Source organism: Candidatus Tisiphia endosymbiont of Stenodema calcarata (genome assembly GCF_964030695.1).
In the GTDB taxonomy this organism is placed as follows: Bacteria; Pseudomonadota; Alphaproteobacteria; order Rickettsiales; family Rickettsiaceae; genus Tisiphia.
Map to the genome: position 1 here is coordinate 1,478,240 of NZ_OZ034911.1, position 18,398 is coordinate 1,496,637.

Sequence of the window (18,398 nt, forward strand, 5' to 3'; positions counted from 1 at the left end):
TAAATGGAGAATATGCTTTGCTTGGAACAATGGTGATGCTTACGAAGTAGAAATAATTGATTATCATAAATAAAATGTAACTTACATGCATAAGATTAATCCTATACATTTTGGGGAAATACTTAAGACTGAATTCTTAGAACCTTTCGGTATTGCAGCTTATAGATTAGCTAAAGATATTGAAGTACCCATTAATAGAATAACAGATATCCTCAATAAACAAAGAAATATTAGCACTGAAACCGCTCTATTACTAGCAAAATATTTTGGTTTATCAGATAGTTTTTGGATTAGAGTGCAAGCAAGATATGATGAGGCAATAACTAATACCATTTCTCAAAACTAAATTGCTACTCGGAGTACGAGTGTCGAGTATCGGAGCGTACAACTAATCACACTACTGGACAAAAGAGATGGGGTGGTTGCAAGAGCTAGTAAATAGAGTATTTTAGATTGAACACAAAAAAATCTGTGGTACTCTATGTTACTAGCCGAATTACTATATAATCATTTTGAGATGAAAGATTCAAGACTAAATACGTTCAAGAGATGGGATATCGAGGCAGGCTTTAAAGGGTGCAAAAGTAATGGTTTTAGAATGGAAGATACGCATATAAAGAGTAAAGTGCGATTAGAGAATTTTATAAAATGTTTATTTATAGCATATGCAATGGCAATAAAAATAGGAGCAATTGGAGAGCAAGAGCAACCGATAAAAATGAAGAAAACGCTAGGATGTAGGAGTTATTCTGTACTACAGTTAGGTATAAGATCAATTAAACAAGCTTATAGTCGTTCTAAGCAATTTTTTGATTCCTTAATCATAAAATTGTTTAAGTTACACTTTGTGCAACCAACCTAACCTTTTTGTCCAGTAGTGTGACAACTAATACGTGAGGAGCGGAGATTATGAAGTACGACGACGTGATGATTAGTTTTCAGAAATGGTATAAGGAGAGAATATTTGACCACCTTGCTTCTATTCATCCTTTAGCTGCCATAGGGAAAAGACATAATGTTAATAATAATAAAGATTCAGATTATTTGACATAAAGTAACACTCGATAATCAAGTTTTTTAAAATTGTTAAAAAAATTATATTTTGCAGAGGAAAAAACCTATACTTTAGTGCTGTTAATACTACTTATAAAATAAATTTTATAACCTTATTAACCTAAGAGTTTCAGTATTATAAAAACTAACACAAAAATTTGCCTTGCAATAAGCCAATTGTTATGACTTAGAAAAAACTTGATTATCGAGTAACAAATTACATACTATACCGCAACTAAATATGTCTTTGGAGAAAACATGCAATCAAATCGGTTATATTTATTTAGAGATACGCGTTTTTTGCCTATCTTCATAGTACAATGTTGTGGTTGTCTAAATGACAGTCTACTAAAAAATGCGTTAATTATATTAATTACCTATAAACTATCTAGTCAATTGGTAGAATCAACCCAATTGCTTGTGCTAGCGGCTAATACCGTTTTTGTATTACCTTTTGTAATATTTGCAAGTATTGCAGGGCAAGTGGCTGATAGGTACGAGCGATCAACTATAGTTAAAATCATTAAATTATTTGAACTATCCATAGTGCTTTTTGCTACTTATGGATTTTTTGATAATAGTTTAGTAATACTTTTTTTATCTATATTTCTTATGGGTATACATTCGACATTTTTTGGACCAATCAAGTATAGTGTTCTGCCAGACCATTTATACCGAAATGAGTTATTGGGAGCTAATGGATTCGTTGAGGCAGGAACATTTATTTCTATTTTAGTTGGTACTATTATTGGAGGATACTACACCATAAGTGGCAATTTAATAATCACTATTCTGATAATAATTGCTATAGTTGGCGTTATTGCTAGTTATTTTATGCCAAAATCGAATAACTCTAACTGTGAAATTAAAATAAATTTAAATTTATTTCGTGAAAGTATAGAAATGATTAAATATGCCCAAGCTAAAAAGCAAGTATATTTGGCAATTCTTGGTATATCTTGGTTTTGGTTTATCAGTGCAGCAATACTTGCTCAAATTCCATCTCTTGCTAAAAATACTTTTGGAGCAGATGAAAATGTTGCTAATTTATTCCTTGCAACATTTTCAATTGGAGTAGGGGTTGGCTCTTTTTGGTGTAGTAAGATTTTTGGCAATGAGATTACCACGAAATATGTTTTTGTCTCAGCGATTGGTATCAGTATATTTGGTATTGATTTATTTTTTGCCAGTCGAATTAGTGCAGTGCATTATGAACCGGAACAATTAAAGAGTATATTTGTCTTTTTATCTAAAAAGCATAATTGGCGGATTATTATAGACTTATTTTTTATATCTGCCATTGCGGGGTTATATATTGTTCCACTTTTTGCAGTATTACAATATTTTAGCTCCTCAGCTCATCGCAGTAGAATAATTGCTATAAATAATTTTATTAATGCTCTATTTATGGCTGGGTCTACTGTAATACTTTCTTTATTATTCTATTGGGAATATTCGATACCATCCGTTATACTATTTATTAGCCTGCTTAACATAGTGGTAGCTTATTATATTTATCAATTAATTCCTGAAGTAAAAATAGTACCTTTTGCTGTTAACCGAGCTATTTTAAAATTTCTTTTTGATTGTATGTACAGAGTGGAAGTTAAAGGCATTGAAAATTTTTATAAAGCTGGCAAAAGATCAGTAATTATAGCTAATCATATTTCATATATTGATCCTGCCTTACTTGCAACTTATCTACCTGAAGAAATGACTTTTGCCATTAATACAACTATAGCTAAAGCATTGTGGGTAAGACCATTTCTAAAAATGGCAAAAACACTGCCGGTTGATCCCACTAATGCAATGGCTATAAAAACTTTGATTAGAGAGGTACAAAAAGATAAAAAAATTGCTATATTTCCCGAAGGAAGAATAAGTATTACTGGTTCCTTAATGAAGATATATGAAGGACCTGGCATGATTGCTGAGAAATCTGATGCGACAATTCTACCTGTAAGAATAGATGGTACACAATTTACTCATTTTTCCAAACTTAAAAATATACTAAAAACACGGATATTTCCTAAGATTACTATCACTATTCTACCACCAGTAAAATTTCCTTCTAAGCCGAATATAGATAATAGGGAAAAGCGTAAATATATAGGTCAGGCTCTTTATGATATCATGGCTGATATGATGTTTGAAAGCTCTGATTATCAAAATACTATATTTCAGTCTCTAATTGAGACAGCAAAAGCTTACGGTTTTAACAAAAAAATAATACAAGATATTGATGATAAATCTGTTACCTATCGCCAATTAATATTGGGATCTTTTACTTTAGCAAATTTAATAAAACAGGATACAGAAGTGGCTGACTATGTAGGTCTTATGCTACCTAATATGGTTGAAACTATGGTTACTTTTTATGCTATGCAAGCCTGCTGCCGTCGACCAGTTATGATTGACTATATGAGTGAGGTGAGCAATATAGTGGCTTCATGTAAAACAACGTCAGTTAAAATGGTATATACTTCAAAACAGTTTGTTGAAAAAGCTGGATTACAGGAAGTGGTGGCAAAAATCTTAGCAGACAATATAAAAATTATTTACCTTGAAGATTTAACACAAAGAATTGGTTTATATTTAAAAATTAAGGCTATTATTGCCAGCTTCTTCCCACAAAGTTATTACAACAACATATGTAGCAGTTATGATGATAATGATCCATCAGTTGTAGTATTTACTTCGGGTATTTCAGCAACAGCTAAAGCTGTAGTATTATCACATAGGAACTTGCAGGCTAATAGATGCCAACTTCTAGCTAAGGTACATTTTAGTCCTGATGATTTTGCCTTTATGGCTTTACCGCTTTTTCACTGTTTTGGTTTATCTGGAACAATAATGATGACACTCAATGCTATACCAGTGTTTCTTTACTCGTCTTCTCTGCATTATAGGAGTATTCCTGAGGTAATATACGATATCGGAGCGACAATTATGTTTGGTACGGATATATTTTTGTATGGTTATGCTGTCTATGCTCATCCTTACGATTTTTATTCTATAAGATACGTATTTGCCAGTAGTGAGAAACTGAGAAAAGACACAAGGGAATTATGGCTTGATAAGTTTGGTATAAGAATTTTTGAAGGATATGGTACGTCAGAAACATCTCCAATAATATCTTGTAATACCCCAATGCATTATCGTGCTGGAAGTGTAGGGCGTTTGATGCCTAAAATAGAATATTATATTAGACCAATTCACAATAGACCTCTTGCAGAATTTGCTTCTGCTGAGGAATTTAAAGAAACCACGGAGCTTCGAACCGTAGCGTACTCAAATGTATTTGAAGAGCAGAGTACCGATAGTACGAATAAATTACCAGCAGAAGTAGAGTTTCAAAAGAGATCTAATAGGTCTATTGGAATAGAGGGGATAGGACAACTATTCATCAAAGGACCAAATATTATGCTTGGCTATATGCACTCTAATAATCCTGGAATTATCCACCCTACATCATCAGAAGAATTGGGTTTGGGATGGTATGATACTGGAGATATAGTAAAAATTGATGAAGATGGATATCTTACCTTATTAGGTCATATTCAGCAATTTGTTACAATAGAAGAAGTAATGTCACTGATATTAATAGAGGATTTAGCTAATATGATCGATGTTGATAGTAAGCATGTTGCTATTTGCCCTGATGATGATAATAAAGACAAACAGATTTTTCTATTAACCACAAGTCAGACCATAAATAGTGAAAAATTCATAGAAATAATGCATAAAAATTCAATAGACTCAAACCAAAAGAATATACCAGTTATTATCCCTGTTAAAGAAATACCAATTCTACCAATAGGTAAAGTAAATTATCGGCAAATAACTAAAATGCTGAAATAAGGTACATGAGTGTCATATATGGACGCCAATATAGTAGACTTCCTGCATAATTCTACTTTTGCTGGTAATTTGTGCGTGATACCGGTACTCTGCTCCTCACGTACATTTGAGTACGCTGCGGGTCGAGGTTCCGTGTCTCCTACAAATTCCTCAGCAAAAGCGAATTCTGCAGGAAGTCTACTATATAACTTGGACTAATAAACCATTTATAACAAACTAATCTATTTAATAGAAAAATATTATGCATAATGTTGTTGGTAAAGTATTATTAATTATTGTTGTTGTTCTTCTAGCATTATTTGCTTATAAAACTATGAAGACTCCTAGTGCTTCTACTACGGTTTCGATTAACACTCTTGATCAGCAAGTGTTAGACAAAAAAGAAGAAGTGGAAAAAACTGAACAAATTATAAAAGAATATTTGTTAAATAATCCCGAAATAATCATTCAGGCAATAGAAGGTCTTCAGCAGCGTAAAATGCAAGAAATGGAAATAAAAACTGGCGAATATATAAAAGATAATAAATCTGAAATAGAAGATTCTCTTACATCTCCTGTACTTGGTAACCCGAATGGAGATGTAGTCATCGCTACTTTTTATGATTATAACTGTAGTTATTGTAGAAAAGGTCATAACTTTATTAACCAGTTAATCAAATTAGATACGGGGGTTAAAGTCGTTTTAAAACCATTCCCGATTCTTGGTGATGCATCTAATTATGCTGCAACTATTGCTTTAGCTGTTTATAAAACCACTCCGAGTAAGTTTCAAGATATTCATGATGGTTTAATGGACTTAAAATCTATTACCAAAGAATCTGTAGAAAAATTGTTACTAGTAAATGATCTAAATCCTGAAGTAATTGCGGAAGAAATCAATAAAGATGAAATAAAAAATCTCATCAACAAAAATATTAAGTTAGCAAAGGGTTTAAAAATACAGGGAGTACCTGCTTATATTATTAATGGTAAATTAATAGCAGGAATGGTAGATCTAGACCAATTGCAGACGATAGTTGCTGATATACGAAGTCAAAATAAGTAGTTTCGCTGTTATCCGAGCTACGGTGCATGGAGACTTTGCCTAAAAATGCCAATGTAAGTAATGGTACTACAAGACCAAAAACGATGTTGACAACGCAATTCTTCAAAGTAGCACCAAACAAAATGCTACACATTATGTAAAAACAAACTATTAGAAGCAGTTTGTTAGAAGAAGCTGACACTTGATATAGTGCTATCAAGTTCATAATGGAAGAAGCAAAAATGCTCGAAAATCAATATGTTAGATAGTTATTTCTTAGAAACCGTTTGGCAGTTCATATTTAGGTTGATAACCGCATAATATAAAGTTATAATGTTCATTACAACATTCACACAAATTAAAGAAAATTTATGTCTAGATTAAGCTTAGATGTTTCGGATGAATTCCACCTTAAGCTAAAGATGCTTACCACTTGGAAGGGCATTAGTATAAAGGATTTTGTAATACAAACATTAAACAAACAAATTGAATTAGAGTATAAGCCTTATGTATCCAAAAATGTATTGAATGATGAAACAATAAAAACTATAGAAGAATCACATCAAGGTATTAATTTAAACTCTTATGATTCGAAGGAAGAATTTTTTGGACATCTTGATAGATTACAAGAGGAAGTAGAACAAGAGGTAGCCAAAGAGAATAAGAAGGCAAATAGTGACCTTTAGAATACTTTCTACCAATAAGTTTGACAAAGAATTTAAGTTAATGCTTAAACGGGGTAAAGATAGAAAAAAATTAGATAAGTTTATTGATTTATATAGAGAAAGGGCTTAATCAAGATGTTGAATATCATCTATTGTTGCCAAATAAATACCGTTTGCATAAGTTATCTAACAATTATTCAGCCCTTTGGGAATGTCATTTAGAGCCTGATTGGCTATTAGTTTTTGAGTTAAATAATAAAACCTTAATATTAGAAAATACAGGTAGTCATAGCGATTTATTTAAGAGCTAACACTTAATACCAAACGATCAAGTTCATAATGGAAGAAACAAAAAAGTAAAAATGCTTGAAAATCAATATGTTAGCTAGTTGTTTCCTAGAAGAGTATATACCTAATAACTCAAAATCAACATATCTCGATCTATTCTGAAACCTTTAAAACGCTCTAATAACGACATGCCTAGTAACGATACGTCAAGACCGCCAGTCCCTATGTGAGCTTCAACATTTCTAAAAAAAGCTCCTCTACCAATCTCAACACTATTTAATCTCACGGGAGCAGCCCTACTCGTACCATTAGCTGTAGAGTAAGTTCTAGTGTAATTTAGTTTTGATAAGTCAAATCCTAGCATTTTAGCATCACTAATAGTAAGAGCAACATCACTTGCTCCGGTATCAATCATAAATTTAATTTTTATTCCGTTTGCCACGGCGTTAACGTAGAAATGCCCATCGTTACTACGACTAATTACTAATTCTCCTTGTTTATTGACCCAATTATATGATGGTATTAGTACGGATATGACTCTTTGAGCGGCGTAATTTAACTCAAACTTGAAAGCATAACCAGTAATTATAATTAAGAAAATTCCGCCCCAAGTTAATAATTGAATAGAGAGTATCCTTATACCTTTTTGACTAAAGGAATTATAAACTATACTGATAATCACCAAAATCATTATAAAACAAGTTATACTTTTTTGGTTATCCCAAGAAAAAGCAGCAAATTGTGCAGCTACTAGTTTACGTACACAGAAAGTAATGACAATACTAATGCAGAGAATAATTATTAACTTTATAAGACTTTTATTACTCACATTAAATCACCTATATTCTCTAAAAATAATCTTGCTCTATGAGATTTGGGTTTTTTAAAAAACTCTACTGCCGGCTGATCAGCTAAAACTTGTCCGTGATCCATAAAAATTATCCTATCGGCTATGGCTTTGGCAAATTTAATATGATGAGTAACTACAATCATGGTTATTTGACTTTTAAATAAAGATATAATTTCAATAATATCTTTAATATTTTCAGGATCTAAAGCTGAAGTAGGCTCGTCAAATAACATTATTTCTGGATTCATCATCAAGGCTCGGCAAATCGCCACTCTTTGTTTCTGTCCCCCAGATAAATTGACAGGAAAGGCGGTAATTCTTTGTCTTAAACCAAATTGTTCTAATAATTTCTCTGCCTTAGCAATGGCAGCCATTTGCTTCATTCCTAAAATATTAACAGGAGCATATATTAAATTATCTTGGACATTTAAGTGCGGAAAAAGATTAAACGCTTGAAAAACCATGCCAATTTTAAGACAAAGCTTCCTTTTATTTTTTTGCGTCAATTTTTTGTCATCGATTAACACATGCCCACTGGTAGGAACTTCTAAAGCATTAATAATTCGCAATAAAGTAGATTTACCACTACCAGAAGATCCTATAATCGCTATAGTTTCTTTTTTCTTGAACTCAAGACTAATATCTTTAATAGCATAGGTTTTGCCATAGTTTCTTGAAACCTTATCGAGTATTATCATATACTCCTAATAATTTGAAAAGTTGATAGACCTACGTGAATTCGGGATAAGAATTATCCCGAATTGGGGTAACTCAGGTTTGTTAAACTATAAATTTGTAACCATCATATAGAGGTTTTATATTACTTGGCAATATTTTTGATATCTCATGGTAATCAATAAAATGATTCATATTCGTTAATAATATTTGTTGGGGTTTATATTCATCGTTCCACTGTAAAATTTTATCTAATCCTGCATGGCAATCATTAGATTCATACGCCATACAGTCTAATATCCAAACATTGATATTTTTCAAGAATGGTTTAGATTCTGCCGGAAAAGCTAGCACATCACTAGAATATACAAAATCATCCATTCTAATACCTAAACTATCTATGGAACCATGATGTTGTCTGAAAAATTGTACATCTATGGTATTAATTTTAAATTTTGCAAAAAAATCTACCGGTATTGCAATCAGTTTGTCCGGAGCAAATAAATGTTGGTGACGATTCTCAGTTTTCAATGCTGTGCTACTGTCAGAAAAAATTTCTAGTGGTGTCTTTTGGAAAAATGGAAATATACGTAAATCATCAATACCGTTAACATGATCTGCATGATAATGGGTTAATATAGCACCGTCCAATTTTTTAATCTTTTCTCGCATTAGTTGATTTTTGATGTCAAAACCAAAATCAACAAGAATTTGACTATTACCATCATCGATGTATATTGATGATCTAGTTCTTTTATTGTAACTTGAAGTAGAAGTGCATATATTGCAATCACAATTAATTATCGGCATACCAAGTGATGAGCCACATCCTAGCACTGTTATTTGTAGCATATACTTAAACCAAACAAAATTGAAATTGAAAATGTTTGAACTTTTATATAATTTCCATGGTCTTAATCAAGAGATATTCTTGTGGATCAATAGAATTACTAACCATTTTAGCATAATAGCTTATATTCTACAAATGATCTCTTATTGTTTTAATATTACCAACTTTGCTATCGTTTATTTTATATATTGTGGATATTTCTATATCCAGTTAAAAAAGATTCAAGATTTTAATCAGCGTCAGATCAAATTTTGGTCTATATATAATGAAATGGTAATGATTGGTATAATTTATGCTATATTTGGTTGTACTTATGCTCTATTTAAGTTTTCAGTTAATATACCTAGACCATTTTGCTCATTGCCTCTTAATAGTTTTGTAACAATTGCTAATGTTGAAGTTGAAAGATGTTTATCCAGCTTTCCAAGCAGTCACTTCGGATTAGCATTAATGGTATCCTACTGTATTTGGCCATATATAACAATGGGGCAAAAAATTATAGCCTTTTTGATTGTTTTATTAGTGGCAGTCTCACGTATTACTCTTGCTATGCATTACCCAGCTGATATTATTTATAGTTTCTTTATCACCATAGTGATTATAATAGTTAGTAAAATGATTTTTAAAATTTTTACCAACAATTTAATAAAATGGTTTGGTGAAAGGATTCTTTCTCTATTATATCATTATTTTCTAGACCACTAATATAATTAATGATTTTTATTTTGAATAAATTTCACTTATGTTTTATAGTAGTAAGATACTAAAAAAACTCTTATTATAGCTTCAAATTTATGCAAAATATGGAAATTATTGAGACTATCTCTACATCCGTATCATGTTTTGGCAAAGAACCACCTTTTGATCATCCAAGAATTTATTTGGAGATTGATTCAACCAAAGGCTCTATTGTGTGTCCTTATTGTAGTAAAACATTTGTGTTAGTAAGTAATGAAGATAAAACTCCTGTCAGATAGTACTATAAACCGCATCGCTGCTGGGGAAGTAATTGAACGACCAGCTTCGGTGGTAAAAGAACTAGTTGAGAATGCTATTGATGCAGCTAGCACTAAGATAGATATCATACTTGAGCAGGCAGGGAAAAATCTTATTATTATTTCTGATGACGGAATAGGCATGTCTGAGGAAGATCTAAAAATTGCCGTAGAACGTCATACTACTTCTAAACTTGATGAGTCAGATTTACAAAATATTCACACTTTTGGCTTTCGCGGAGAGGCATTACCTTCAATATGTTCTGTAAGTAAGATGTTGATTACTTCAAAGGCACGTGGAGCTGATAGGGCTTATCATATACAATCTAGTGGTGGGCATAATAAAGAGATTAAACCTACCATTCATAACGAGGGTACTAAGATTGAAATACGTGATTTATTCTTTGCCACCCCTGCAAGACTAAAGTTCTTAAGATCTGATAAAACTGAATTGGCAGCTTCGGTTGATGTAATCAAGAAAATTGCATTAGCTCATCCTAAAATCAGTATTAATTTATCTCATGATGGCAAAAATATCATAAAAGTAAAAGGTCAAGATGGAAATTTTGATGATCTGTTAAAGCAAAGAATAATTGATATATTGGGTTATGATTTTATTGAAAATTCTGTCCATATTAATCTACAAAGACCGGAAATATCAGTATATGGCTTTACCAGCCTTCCTACCTTTAATAGAGCTTCTGCTGAGGATCAGTTTTTATTTGTTAATAATAGACCCGTTAAGGATAAATTACTACAAATCGCTCTAAGACTAGCTTATCAGGATTATTTAGCTCGGGATAGACATCCAGTTTCAGTTTTGTTTTTACAGATAGATCCCCACATGGTTGACGTTAATGTACATCCTGCCAAAACAGAAGTAAGGTTTCATGATCCAAGTACCATACGGGGATTACTGATAAGCTCTATCAAAGATGCCCTTGCTACTAGAAGTCATATGGTGTCAACAAATATTGCCACAACTGCCTTAGGTCTTTTTCGAAATACTACTACTAATAATAATTTTGTTAAAACAAATAAGGCATTTCAAAAGAACCCTACCTCTTCTTCTAACAAAGTATACTCAAATGATTTGGAGAATGGGGACAATAAACAAGGGGTGAGCGAACTAGGCGTACATGAAGTACGTGAGTACGCGAATACCCCGCAGTTTTGCGAAACCAATTCTTCAAAGCAGAAGAGTATATATCCAAATAGTTTGAGTATATCTGATAATATCAGTACTTATAAGTCTCAAAATTTAACCATTCCTAGGCACAATGATAGTTCTAATGTTCAGCAACAATTAATAAAGACAGACCCACATGCTAAAGTAGAAGTGTTAGAGGATGATATCCTAGACCTAGATTGTAATAATAAACCTCTTGCAAAATTCACTTCTACTAAGGAATCTGCAGGAGGATTGAAACCTCACCCTTCAAGCAGTATGGCAAATTCCGTTACGGATTCGAGTCTAGCACCATTGCCTAAATTACCAGCAGAAGTAGAGTTATACAAAAAGTCTAATGTTGCACTCGGAGCAGCAAGAGCCCAACTGCACGGCACTTATATAATATCACAAACAGCAGATAGTATTATTATCGTAGATCAACATGCAGCACATGAGCGTTTGGGATACGAGAAAATTAAGCAAATGATAAGTAACAATGGCTTAATTAAGCAACGATTACTCATGCCTGAGATAGTAGAATTACCGGATGTCAAAAGAGCTGATTTATTGTATAATAAAAAGGATGATCTTTCTAAATTAGGTTTAAGCCTAGAAAAATTTGGCGAGCGATCCATCATTGTATCAGAGACTCCAAGCTTACTTGGAAATACCGATATAAACCAGCTTACCCAAGACTTGGCAGATAATTTATCTGATCTTGGTGAAAATATTTCCTTGATTCAATTGATTGAACATGTTACAGAAACCTATGCATGTCATTATGCTATCAGAGCAGGTCGTAAATTATCTTCTGAAGAAATGAATGAATTATTAAGACAAATGGAAAAAACCCCATTTTCTGGTCAGTGTAATCATGGTAGACCAACTTACATCGAACTCAAACTCAAAGATATTGAGCGATTATTTGGACGTAGGTAACCTGAGGTTACGCGAATTCATGATAAGAATTTGTCAATTCTTATCCCAAATTCGTGTAGGTTAGGTAACTTGAATTCGATGTAACAAGTTACATCGAATTCAGTATTATATATAGAAACAATCAGTTTTGAAGCGGCTGCCCACCTGATTGTTAAAATATAATACTCCATTCAATATGTGATTTTAATTATTAAAATCACATATTGAATGATGAAAAAAGTTAAAATGCACCCGCGTCAGCCGCTTCAAGAGTGCATTTTTCCTTATAGCAAAGCAAGTATCGATATAAGAATTAATAATTCTTATATCGAACTGAGGTTAGGTAGGTTTTAAACTGTATAAAAAAATAATGTAATGTCTAACTATAATAATATATTCGATCACCATATAACTAGAATTAAACAAGAAGGAAGATATCGTGAATTTGTTCCTGTTCAAAGACAGGCAAATAACTTTCCATCTGCTTGGTATGGTAATAAAGAAATTGTAATGTGGTGTATTAATGATTATCTTGGTATGAGTAAGCATCCAGATGTTACCAAAGCTGCGTTAGATGCTATATCCAAATATGGAATTGGTTCTGGTGGTACAAGAAATATAGGTGGCAATAATAGCAGCATAATAGAATTAGAGAAGGAACTAGCAATCCTACATAATAAAGAATTAGCTCTAGTTTTCACTTCCGGTTATGTTGCCAATGATACTAGCCTTGCAACACTGGCAAAAATAATGCCTAATATAGTTTTTTTCTCAGATGAGTTAAATCACGCTTCTATTATTTCCGGTATCTGTAATTCAAAAGCTGAAAAACATATTTATCGGCACATTGATACTTGCCATCTTGAAGAATTACTCAAAAAGGTGGATATTAATAGACCAAAGATTATTGTTTTTGAATCAGCTTATTCCATGGATGGATTATTTTCACCAATAGAAAAAATAGTGAATTTAGCTAAAAAATATAATGCTTTAACCTTTATTGATGAAGTACATACAGTTGGTCTGTACGGCAAGCATGGTGCTGGCGTTGCCGATCTTCAGGGTTGTGCTGATAAAATTGATATGATCCAAGGAACGCTCGGTAAGGCTTATGGCACTATTGGTGGTTATGTTGCAGCCAATCGTCAAATTATCGATTCTATAAGGCTTACTGCACCAGGTTTTATATTTACCACCTCTCTACCCCCAGTTATTGCTTCAGCAGCAACTGCCAGTATTCGTCATTTAAAAAATTCTAATATAGAGAGGGAAACTTACCAAAAGGTAATAGCCAAGGTAAAAAAATCTTTTGATAAAGCTAAAGTAAATTATTTAAAAAATGATAGTCATATTATACCAATAATTATTGGTGATCCAATTAAAGCCAAACAATCTTCTGAAATGTTGTTGGATAAATATAATATTTATGTTCAGCATATTAACTTCCCGACAGTACCACGTGGCACAGAACGTTTAAGAATCATCCCAACACCTAACCATACCGACCAAATGATTCATGACCTCACCACAGCCCTTGTTGAAATTCTTAGTACCCTCGATATATCACCATCAATCAATTCTTACTCTATAATAAAATTACCTTTACACCCTGCAGCGTAGCATAATTGTAATCAGTAGTTAATGTACATAGTAGCATTAACTACCAAAGATGCCATTCCTACTTGCCACTATGTCATCAACTATGATTTTAATAGCAGGTGTAGCAATAATAATTCTTCTTATACTAATTATCTTTCAATAAAGAATTAATAGGATTAATAATCCAGTTCCAACTAGTGATAGACTTAATAATTTGAGGAGTTGCTTCATATTTTAATATAGCATCTGACATTCTATTTAATACATCCTGAATGGAATAGTTTGTTGTAAAAGAACTTTTCTTTTATTTCTTTCCATATATTCTCAGCAGGATTTAGTTGAGGAGACAAAGGTGGAAGATGATGAATCATTATGTTTTGTGGTATTGTTATAGAAGTTTGACGATGATTTGATGCCCCATCACATATCAACAAAATAAATTTATCAGGATGTCTTATGGATAATTCTTGTAAAAAAATATTCATACATTCTAATGTCATAGAAGGTAAGATTAGCATATCCGATACTCCAGTAATTGGACAAAATGCTCCATAAATATAACTATACTCCCGGATAACTTGTTTGGCGACACCAGGTCTGTTGCCTTTGTAACTCCAACATCTTTTTATATCATTTATCCTTCCAAAACGAGACTCATCTTGAAACATCACTTGTAATTCAAGTCCCTGTGATTTAGATTGTGTATTTGCGGCGGTAACCACTGAGCTGAAGTTTTTTTAAAAGTTTCCATCTCATCTTTATTTTGCTTTGGATGATGGGGACGAGGGAAAACTTTACGCCAACAATGACGATGTAACATTTTGTAGATTGCTGATTTAGTTACTTTCTTTTGCAAAACTTCTTCATATTTTTTCTGTATTTCTCTGACTACTACAATTTCCCCTTGTGATGCTCTATCATTAAAAGATTCCAGTATTTTACTTTCATTAGCCTCGTCCATATAGCAATGATTCCTACCACCTCTTTTAGTTTTTTTTAATACTGATTCTCCTAGTTTGTAATAAGCTGTATGAATTTGCCTAACTCGACTAATACTTAAACCGGTAATTTCAGAAATCTGTTTAGGTAAATATAAAAACTTGGCACGTAAATAAATACATTGAATCTTACGAAATGCTATCATATCTGAGGCTGATTTTAATAAAAATTCCATCCGACAAACTGTTTCTGATGGATAAACATATTGATAACCTGACATTAGCTTTTTTATTCTATAACTTAAATTATACCATCTTCATTCTTTATTGAAAGATAATTAGTATTACTACTCATCTTCTAGACGAAAAAGTGCTTAAAACACCTAAAGAATGAGGTTTATAAGGATTATGCTATAAGATTTGTAGTCATGTAAATGATGTTTTTTATTTGACAATGCTGGAATTTAGAGATATAATCTCTTTCATGTATATTACAACTGTTCCAAATAGAAATTCTCGTCCTGCAATATTGCTTCGTACCTCTTATCGCGAAGACAGGAAAGTATTAAATAAAACCCTAGCTAACTTAACTAACTGGGATGATTTACGCATTGAGGCTTTTAAGAAGATGCTTAAAGGTGAATTTGATGGTTTAGATGGTGTTCCTGAGGTTGGTGAAAGTTTTGGGACTATTTTTCTACTAAAAAGAATTGCTGATGAAATTGGTATTACTAAGGCTCTTGGTACTAGAAGCAAAGAAGCTTTATTGAGTCTATTTTTGGTTTTAGCACGCTTTGCTCACCAAGGGTCTAGACTTTCCAGCGTGAAATGGGCGAAATCGCATGCGATATCTGATGTATTATCTGTCGATTCATTTGATGAAAACCATTTATATCAGGCTCTAGAATGGTTAGAAGAGAACCAAGAAAAGATCGAATTAAAATTATTTAAAACTTATCAAAAGAAAAATAACAAGCCGCCTGTTATGCTTTTATATGACGTCACTTCCAGCTATTTCGAAGGAACAGAGAATGAACTTGCGGAATATGGGTACAATCGGGATAGAAGCCCTGACCAAAGAAGGGTGGGACTATATTATACTAATTCCCTAATTTAATTTAGCAAATAATTCATACAACAAATCGATTTAATTAGTGAGGCACTTAAATTTTTAAGGCAGGAACATACTACTATTTCTAGTTGTTCGATTGTGTCATATACTCTATTCTTTATAGTATTAGACTTTAAATATTGCCACAATTTTTCTGTCGGATTCAATTCAGGAGAATATGGGGGTAAATAAAGAATTTCTATATTTGTTGCAATAATTAGCTCTTTAGCTTTGTGCCATCCAGCACAATCCATAACAATAATCGCTTTTTGTTCTCCTATCTGTTTAGACATCTCTGCCAAAAATATATTTAAACAAACGGTATTGACATTTGGCATCATTAAAGTAAAATCATCACCTGTGATTGGGTTAACCGCACTATAAACATAGAAATTTTGAAAGCCCATTTTGGCTTTAACTTGAGTTCTGCTACCTTTACGAAACCAACCATAACCTAATTTAGAATGAGTCCCAAAACGTGATTCATCAAAGAAATACAAGTAACTGCTAGGGTTATTTGTTATTGTTTCTTGAAGTTTTTTTTAAACCCTTCATGAGTTTCTTTATTCTGTTTGTAATGCACTGGTCTTGGGGTAATGTATGCAAATTTAAGTTTCTGTAATACTCTATGTACAACCGATTTACTAGCATCAATCTCCAAATTTTCTTTAAGTTTTATGATGATATTTTTTATTGTCATGTTACAATCGTCTTGTAACCATTTATTTATTGCTTCACAACAATTTTTTGTTAATTTACTTTTTCGTCCTCTACCTTGTTTATATTCAAGGCTTTTATCATTACCTTGAGCAAAGCTTTTTACCCAGTTCCTAAGCGTATTGGTTGTTATATTAAATACCTTACATACTACACCAACACCATTTTCTTTAGCAGCAATTATAGCCATAAGTCTAATAGCAACTCTATTATCTCGGTTCATGCTTGCAAGTTGCTCAATAGCACGTTGGTATAACTCTTCTGTTATTAATCTTTGATGACATCCCATTATATTCCTTTCCTTAATTTATTCATAAACTTGGAATATTATAACATAATCTCATCTTTTTTCTACTATTTATACTAATTTAAATTAGGGAATTAGTATTACAACCTTAAGTAAAGTTGAGATTGAAAGCTTAAAGAAAAGCGGAGTTTTACAATATAGTTTTTTTGAAGAACAGCTATGCGAAGTAACCAATAATGGCAAAAGATATATTTTAAGGAAGAATGGTTCTATAGCCCGAAAAGTTGAGTTTGATAGGAATAACCGAGTTGAAAAATTGGTTGCAAAGATTGAAGAGCGTAATATATATGTATCAACCCATAAGAAAGCAAAGCTAGAACTTGGTTTAAATAATATTCAAAAAATTGCCAAAGAATGGCGGATAGATAAATTTATTAACCTAAAATTAGATGGCAACCAAATAGTGGTTGAAATTGATCAAGATAAGAAAAAAGAGTTGTTTGCTCTTGATGGTTGTTATGCGATTGAAACACAGATTGAAATTAAACTGATGAGTAAAGAATTGGTTGATAAAGCTTACCATAATTTACATGAAGTAGAATCGAATTTTAGCAGTATGAAGACAAGATTACTCGAAGTAAGACCGATCTTTTTAAGGAAAAGCAACAGAACGAAGGGACATGTATTTGTTTGTATGTTGGCATTAAAAATATGGCACTATATGAAAAATAAGTTGAAACAAGGTTGTGGCGTAACCAATGATGGTAAATATAATGTGACCATTGAGGAAGCATTAAGAGAGCTGGATAAAGTATGTTTTTTATATTACACAATCAAGGGTTGCAGAGTTGCAAGATTACCAAAATTAAGCGAGTTTCAACAAAATTTATTCAATTTATTTGATTTAACGATGCCCCAAATGACAAAATCTGCAAAATGATAAGATGTAGTCAGTAACAAAAATTTAATTTTCTGTCCCACACACCGCATGACAACTTACTTCTATAGCATAATTTTTGCTCATATTTATCTCGAAGATGAGGATGAGTCGCGATAAGAGGTACGAAGCAATATTGCAGGACGAGAATTTCTATTTGGGACAGTTGTAATATACATGAAAGAGATTATATCTCTAAATTCTAGCATTGTCAAATAAAAAATATCATTTACATGACTACAAATTTATCGCAGGATTCTTGTAAACCTTACTTTCCTACCTCTTCAAACACTTCTCCCTCTCGAAGATAAGTTGCGAGTTTGCCAAAGATATCTAATATAAGAAATCAAGTTAAATTAGTTACTGATGAGTTCTTGACAGGGGAGTTGACTTTATATATATTACGGCTTACCTATATATACTCGATGAAAATCAAGAATTGCGTTGTCGTCTTCAGGTATCTTCGGTGTTCACGTACTAAATGTACGCCTAGCACCTC

17 protein-coding genes and 2 pseudogenes are annotated in these 18,398 nt (G+C 32.3%); 13 read left to right on the plus strand and 6 right to left on the minus strand.

From position 1 onward, the window contains the following. Positions 1-85 precede the first annotated feature (85 nt). The 7 genes from ACQH1W_RS07075 to ACQH1W_RS07105 all read left to right on the plus strand — a co-directional run bounded on the left by ACQH1W_RS07075 (position 86) and on the right by ACQH1W_RS07105 (position 6,914). On the plus strand, positions 86-346 hold the full coding sequence (locus ACQH1W_RS07075; protein WP_375332659.1) for a HigA family addiction module antitoxin: 261 nt from the start codon (positions 86-88) through the stop codon (positions 344-346). Between the two features lie 135 nt (positions 347-481). Further along, entirely contained in the window at positions 482-862 is a 381-nt protein-coding gene (locus ACQH1W_RS07080; RefSeq protein WP_375332658.1) for a hypothetical protein, read from the plus strand. A 47-nt stretch (positions 863-909) separates the two neighbouring features. Then, the gene (locus ACQH1W_RS07085) at positions 910-1,053 is read left to right on the plus strand and encodes a hypothetical protein (protein ID WP_341761740.1); all 144 of its coding nucleotides are present in this window, start codon (positions 910-912) and stop codon (positions 1,051-1,053) included. 258 nt (positions 1,054-1,311) lie between these two features. Further along, complete coding sequence (locus tag ACQH1W_RS07090) at positions 1,312-4,914, plus strand: acyl-[ACP]--phospholipid O-acyltransferase (protein WP_425361033.1); 3,603 nt, start codon at positions 1,312-1,314, stop codon at positions 4,912-4,914. 241 nt (positions 4,915-5,155) lie between these two features. Further along, positions 5,156-5,959 (plus strand): DsbA family protein, encoded by an 804-nt coding sequence (locus ACQH1W_RS07095; protein WP_375332657.1) that lies wholly within the window; start codon positions 5,156-5,158, stop codon positions 5,957-5,959. Between the two features lie 350 nt (positions 5,960-6,309). After that, positions 6,310-6,624: a hypothetical protein gene (locus ACQH1W_RS07100; protein WP_341761742.1), complete on the plus strand. Its 315-nt coding sequence runs from the start codon at positions 6,310-6,312 to the stop codon at positions 6,622-6,624. A gap of 152 nt (positions 6,625-6,776) precedes the next feature. Next, positions 6,777-6,914, plus strand: coding sequence for a type II toxin-antitoxin system RelE/ParE family toxin (locus tag ACQH1W_RS07105; RefSeq protein WP_410521132.1), 138 nt, complete (start codon positions 6,777-6,779; stop codon positions 6,912-6,914). A 101-nt stretch (positions 6,915-7,015) separates the two neighbouring features. Here the strand turns inward: ACQH1W_RS07105 and ACQH1W_RS07110 are convergent, their stop codons facing one another. The 3 genes from ACQH1W_RS07110 to ACQH1W_RS07120 all read right to left on the minus strand — a co-directional run bounded on the left by ACQH1W_RS07110 (position 7,016) and on the right by ACQH1W_RS07120 (position 9,268). Continuing rightward, complete coding sequence (locus ACQH1W_RS07110) at positions 7,016-7,720, minus strand: TIGR02281 family clan AA aspartic protease (RefSeq protein WP_341762796.1); 705 nt, start codon at positions 7,718-7,720, stop codon at positions 7,016-7,018. Continuing rightward, on the minus strand, positions 7,717-8,439 hold the full coding sequence (locus ACQH1W_RS07115) for an amino acid ABC transporter ATP-binding protein (protein WP_341761745.1): 723 nt from the start codon (positions 8,437-8,439) through the stop codon (positions 7,717-7,719). Before ACQH1W_RS07115 ends, ACQH1W_RS07110 begins: the two co-directional genes overlap by 4 nt. An 82-nt stretch (positions 8,440-8,521) precedes the next feature. Next, entirely contained in the window at positions 8,522-9,268 is a 747-nt protein-coding gene (locus ACQH1W_RS07120) for an MBL fold metallo-hydrolase (RefSeq protein WP_425361034.1), read from the minus strand. Positions 9,269-9,299: 31 nt separating this feature from the next. Between ACQH1W_RS07120 and ACQH1W_RS07125 the strand changes: the two genes are divergently transcribed. The 4 genes from ACQH1W_RS07125 to hemA all read left to right on the plus strand — a co-directional run bounded on the left by ACQH1W_RS07125 (position 9,300) and on the right by hemA (position 13,970). Continuing rightward, positions 9,300-9,971 (plus strand): phosphatase PAP2 family protein, encoded by a 672-nt coding sequence (locus tag ACQH1W_RS07125; RefSeq protein ID WP_375332655.1) that lies wholly within the window; start codon positions 9,300-9,302, stop codon positions 9,969-9,971. 98 nt (positions 9,972-10,069) lie between these two features. Continuing rightward, positions 10,070-10,243, plus strand: a complete 174-nt coding sequence (locus ACQH1W_RS07130) for a zinc-finger domain-containing protein (protein WP_341748418.1) — start codon at positions 10,070-10,072, stop codon at positions 10,241-10,243. Continuing rightward, the gene (mutL, locus tag ACQH1W_RS07135) at positions 10,218-12,371 is read left to right on the plus strand and encodes a DNA mismatch repair endonuclease MutL (protein WP_425361035.1); all 2,154 of its coding nucleotides are present in this window, start codon (positions 10,218-10,220) and stop codon (positions 12,369-12,371) included. Before ACQH1W_RS07130 ends, mutL begins: the two co-directional genes overlap by 26 nt. Before the next feature lie 354 nt (positions 12,372-12,725). Further along, positions 12,726-13,970 (plus strand): 5-aminolevulinate synthase, encoded by a 1,245-nt coding sequence (gene hemA, locus ACQH1W_RS07140; protein ID WP_375332653.1) that lies wholly within the window; start codon positions 12,726-12,728, stop codon positions 13,968-13,970. 233 nt (positions 13,971-14,203) lie between these two features. Here the strand turns inward: hemA and ACQH1W_RS07145 are convergent, their stop codons facing one another. Both ACQH1W_RS07145 and ACQH1W_RS07150 read right to left on the minus strand, forming a co-directional pair. Next, entirely contained in the window at positions 14,204-14,617 is a 414-nt protein-coding gene (locus ACQH1W_RS07145; RefSeq protein ID WP_341762801.1) for an IS630 family transposase, read from the minus strand. After that, positions 14,617-15,168 (minus strand): winged helix-turn-helix domain-containing protein, encoded by a 552-nt coding sequence (locus ACQH1W_RS07150; RefSeq protein WP_341762802.1) that lies wholly within the window; start codon positions 15,166-15,168, stop codon positions 14,617-14,619. The genes ACQH1W_RS07145 and ACQH1W_RS07150 overlap by 1 nt, the downstream gene beginning before the upstream one ends. A gap of 203 nt (positions 15,169-15,371) precedes the next feature. Between ACQH1W_RS07150 and ACQH1W_RS07155 the strand changes: the two are divergent. Then, positions 15,372-15,974 (plus strand): annotated as a pseudogene (locus ACQH1W_RS07155) (IS1634 family transposase); the annotation flags it as partial. Positions 15,975-16,000: 26 nt separating this feature from the next. On the opposite strand, the gene ACQH1W_RS07160 reads toward ACQH1W_RS07155, so the two are convergent. Next, a protein-coding gene (locus ACQH1W_RS07160) for an IS630 family transposase (RefSeq protein ID WP_375332614.1) occupies positions 16,001-17,004 on the minus strand; the annotation gives its coding sequence in 2 pieces (ribosomal slippage) (positions 16,001-16,522 and positions 16,525-17,004; 1,002 coding nt in all). A 97-nt stretch (positions 17,005-17,101) separates the two neighbouring features. Between ACQH1W_RS07160 and ACQH1W_RS07165 the strand changes: the two are divergent. Next, positions 17,102-17,902: pseudogene (locus ACQH1W_RS07165) on the plus strand (IS1634 family transposase); the annotation flags it as partial. Positions 17,903-18,398: the final 496 nt, after the last annotated feature.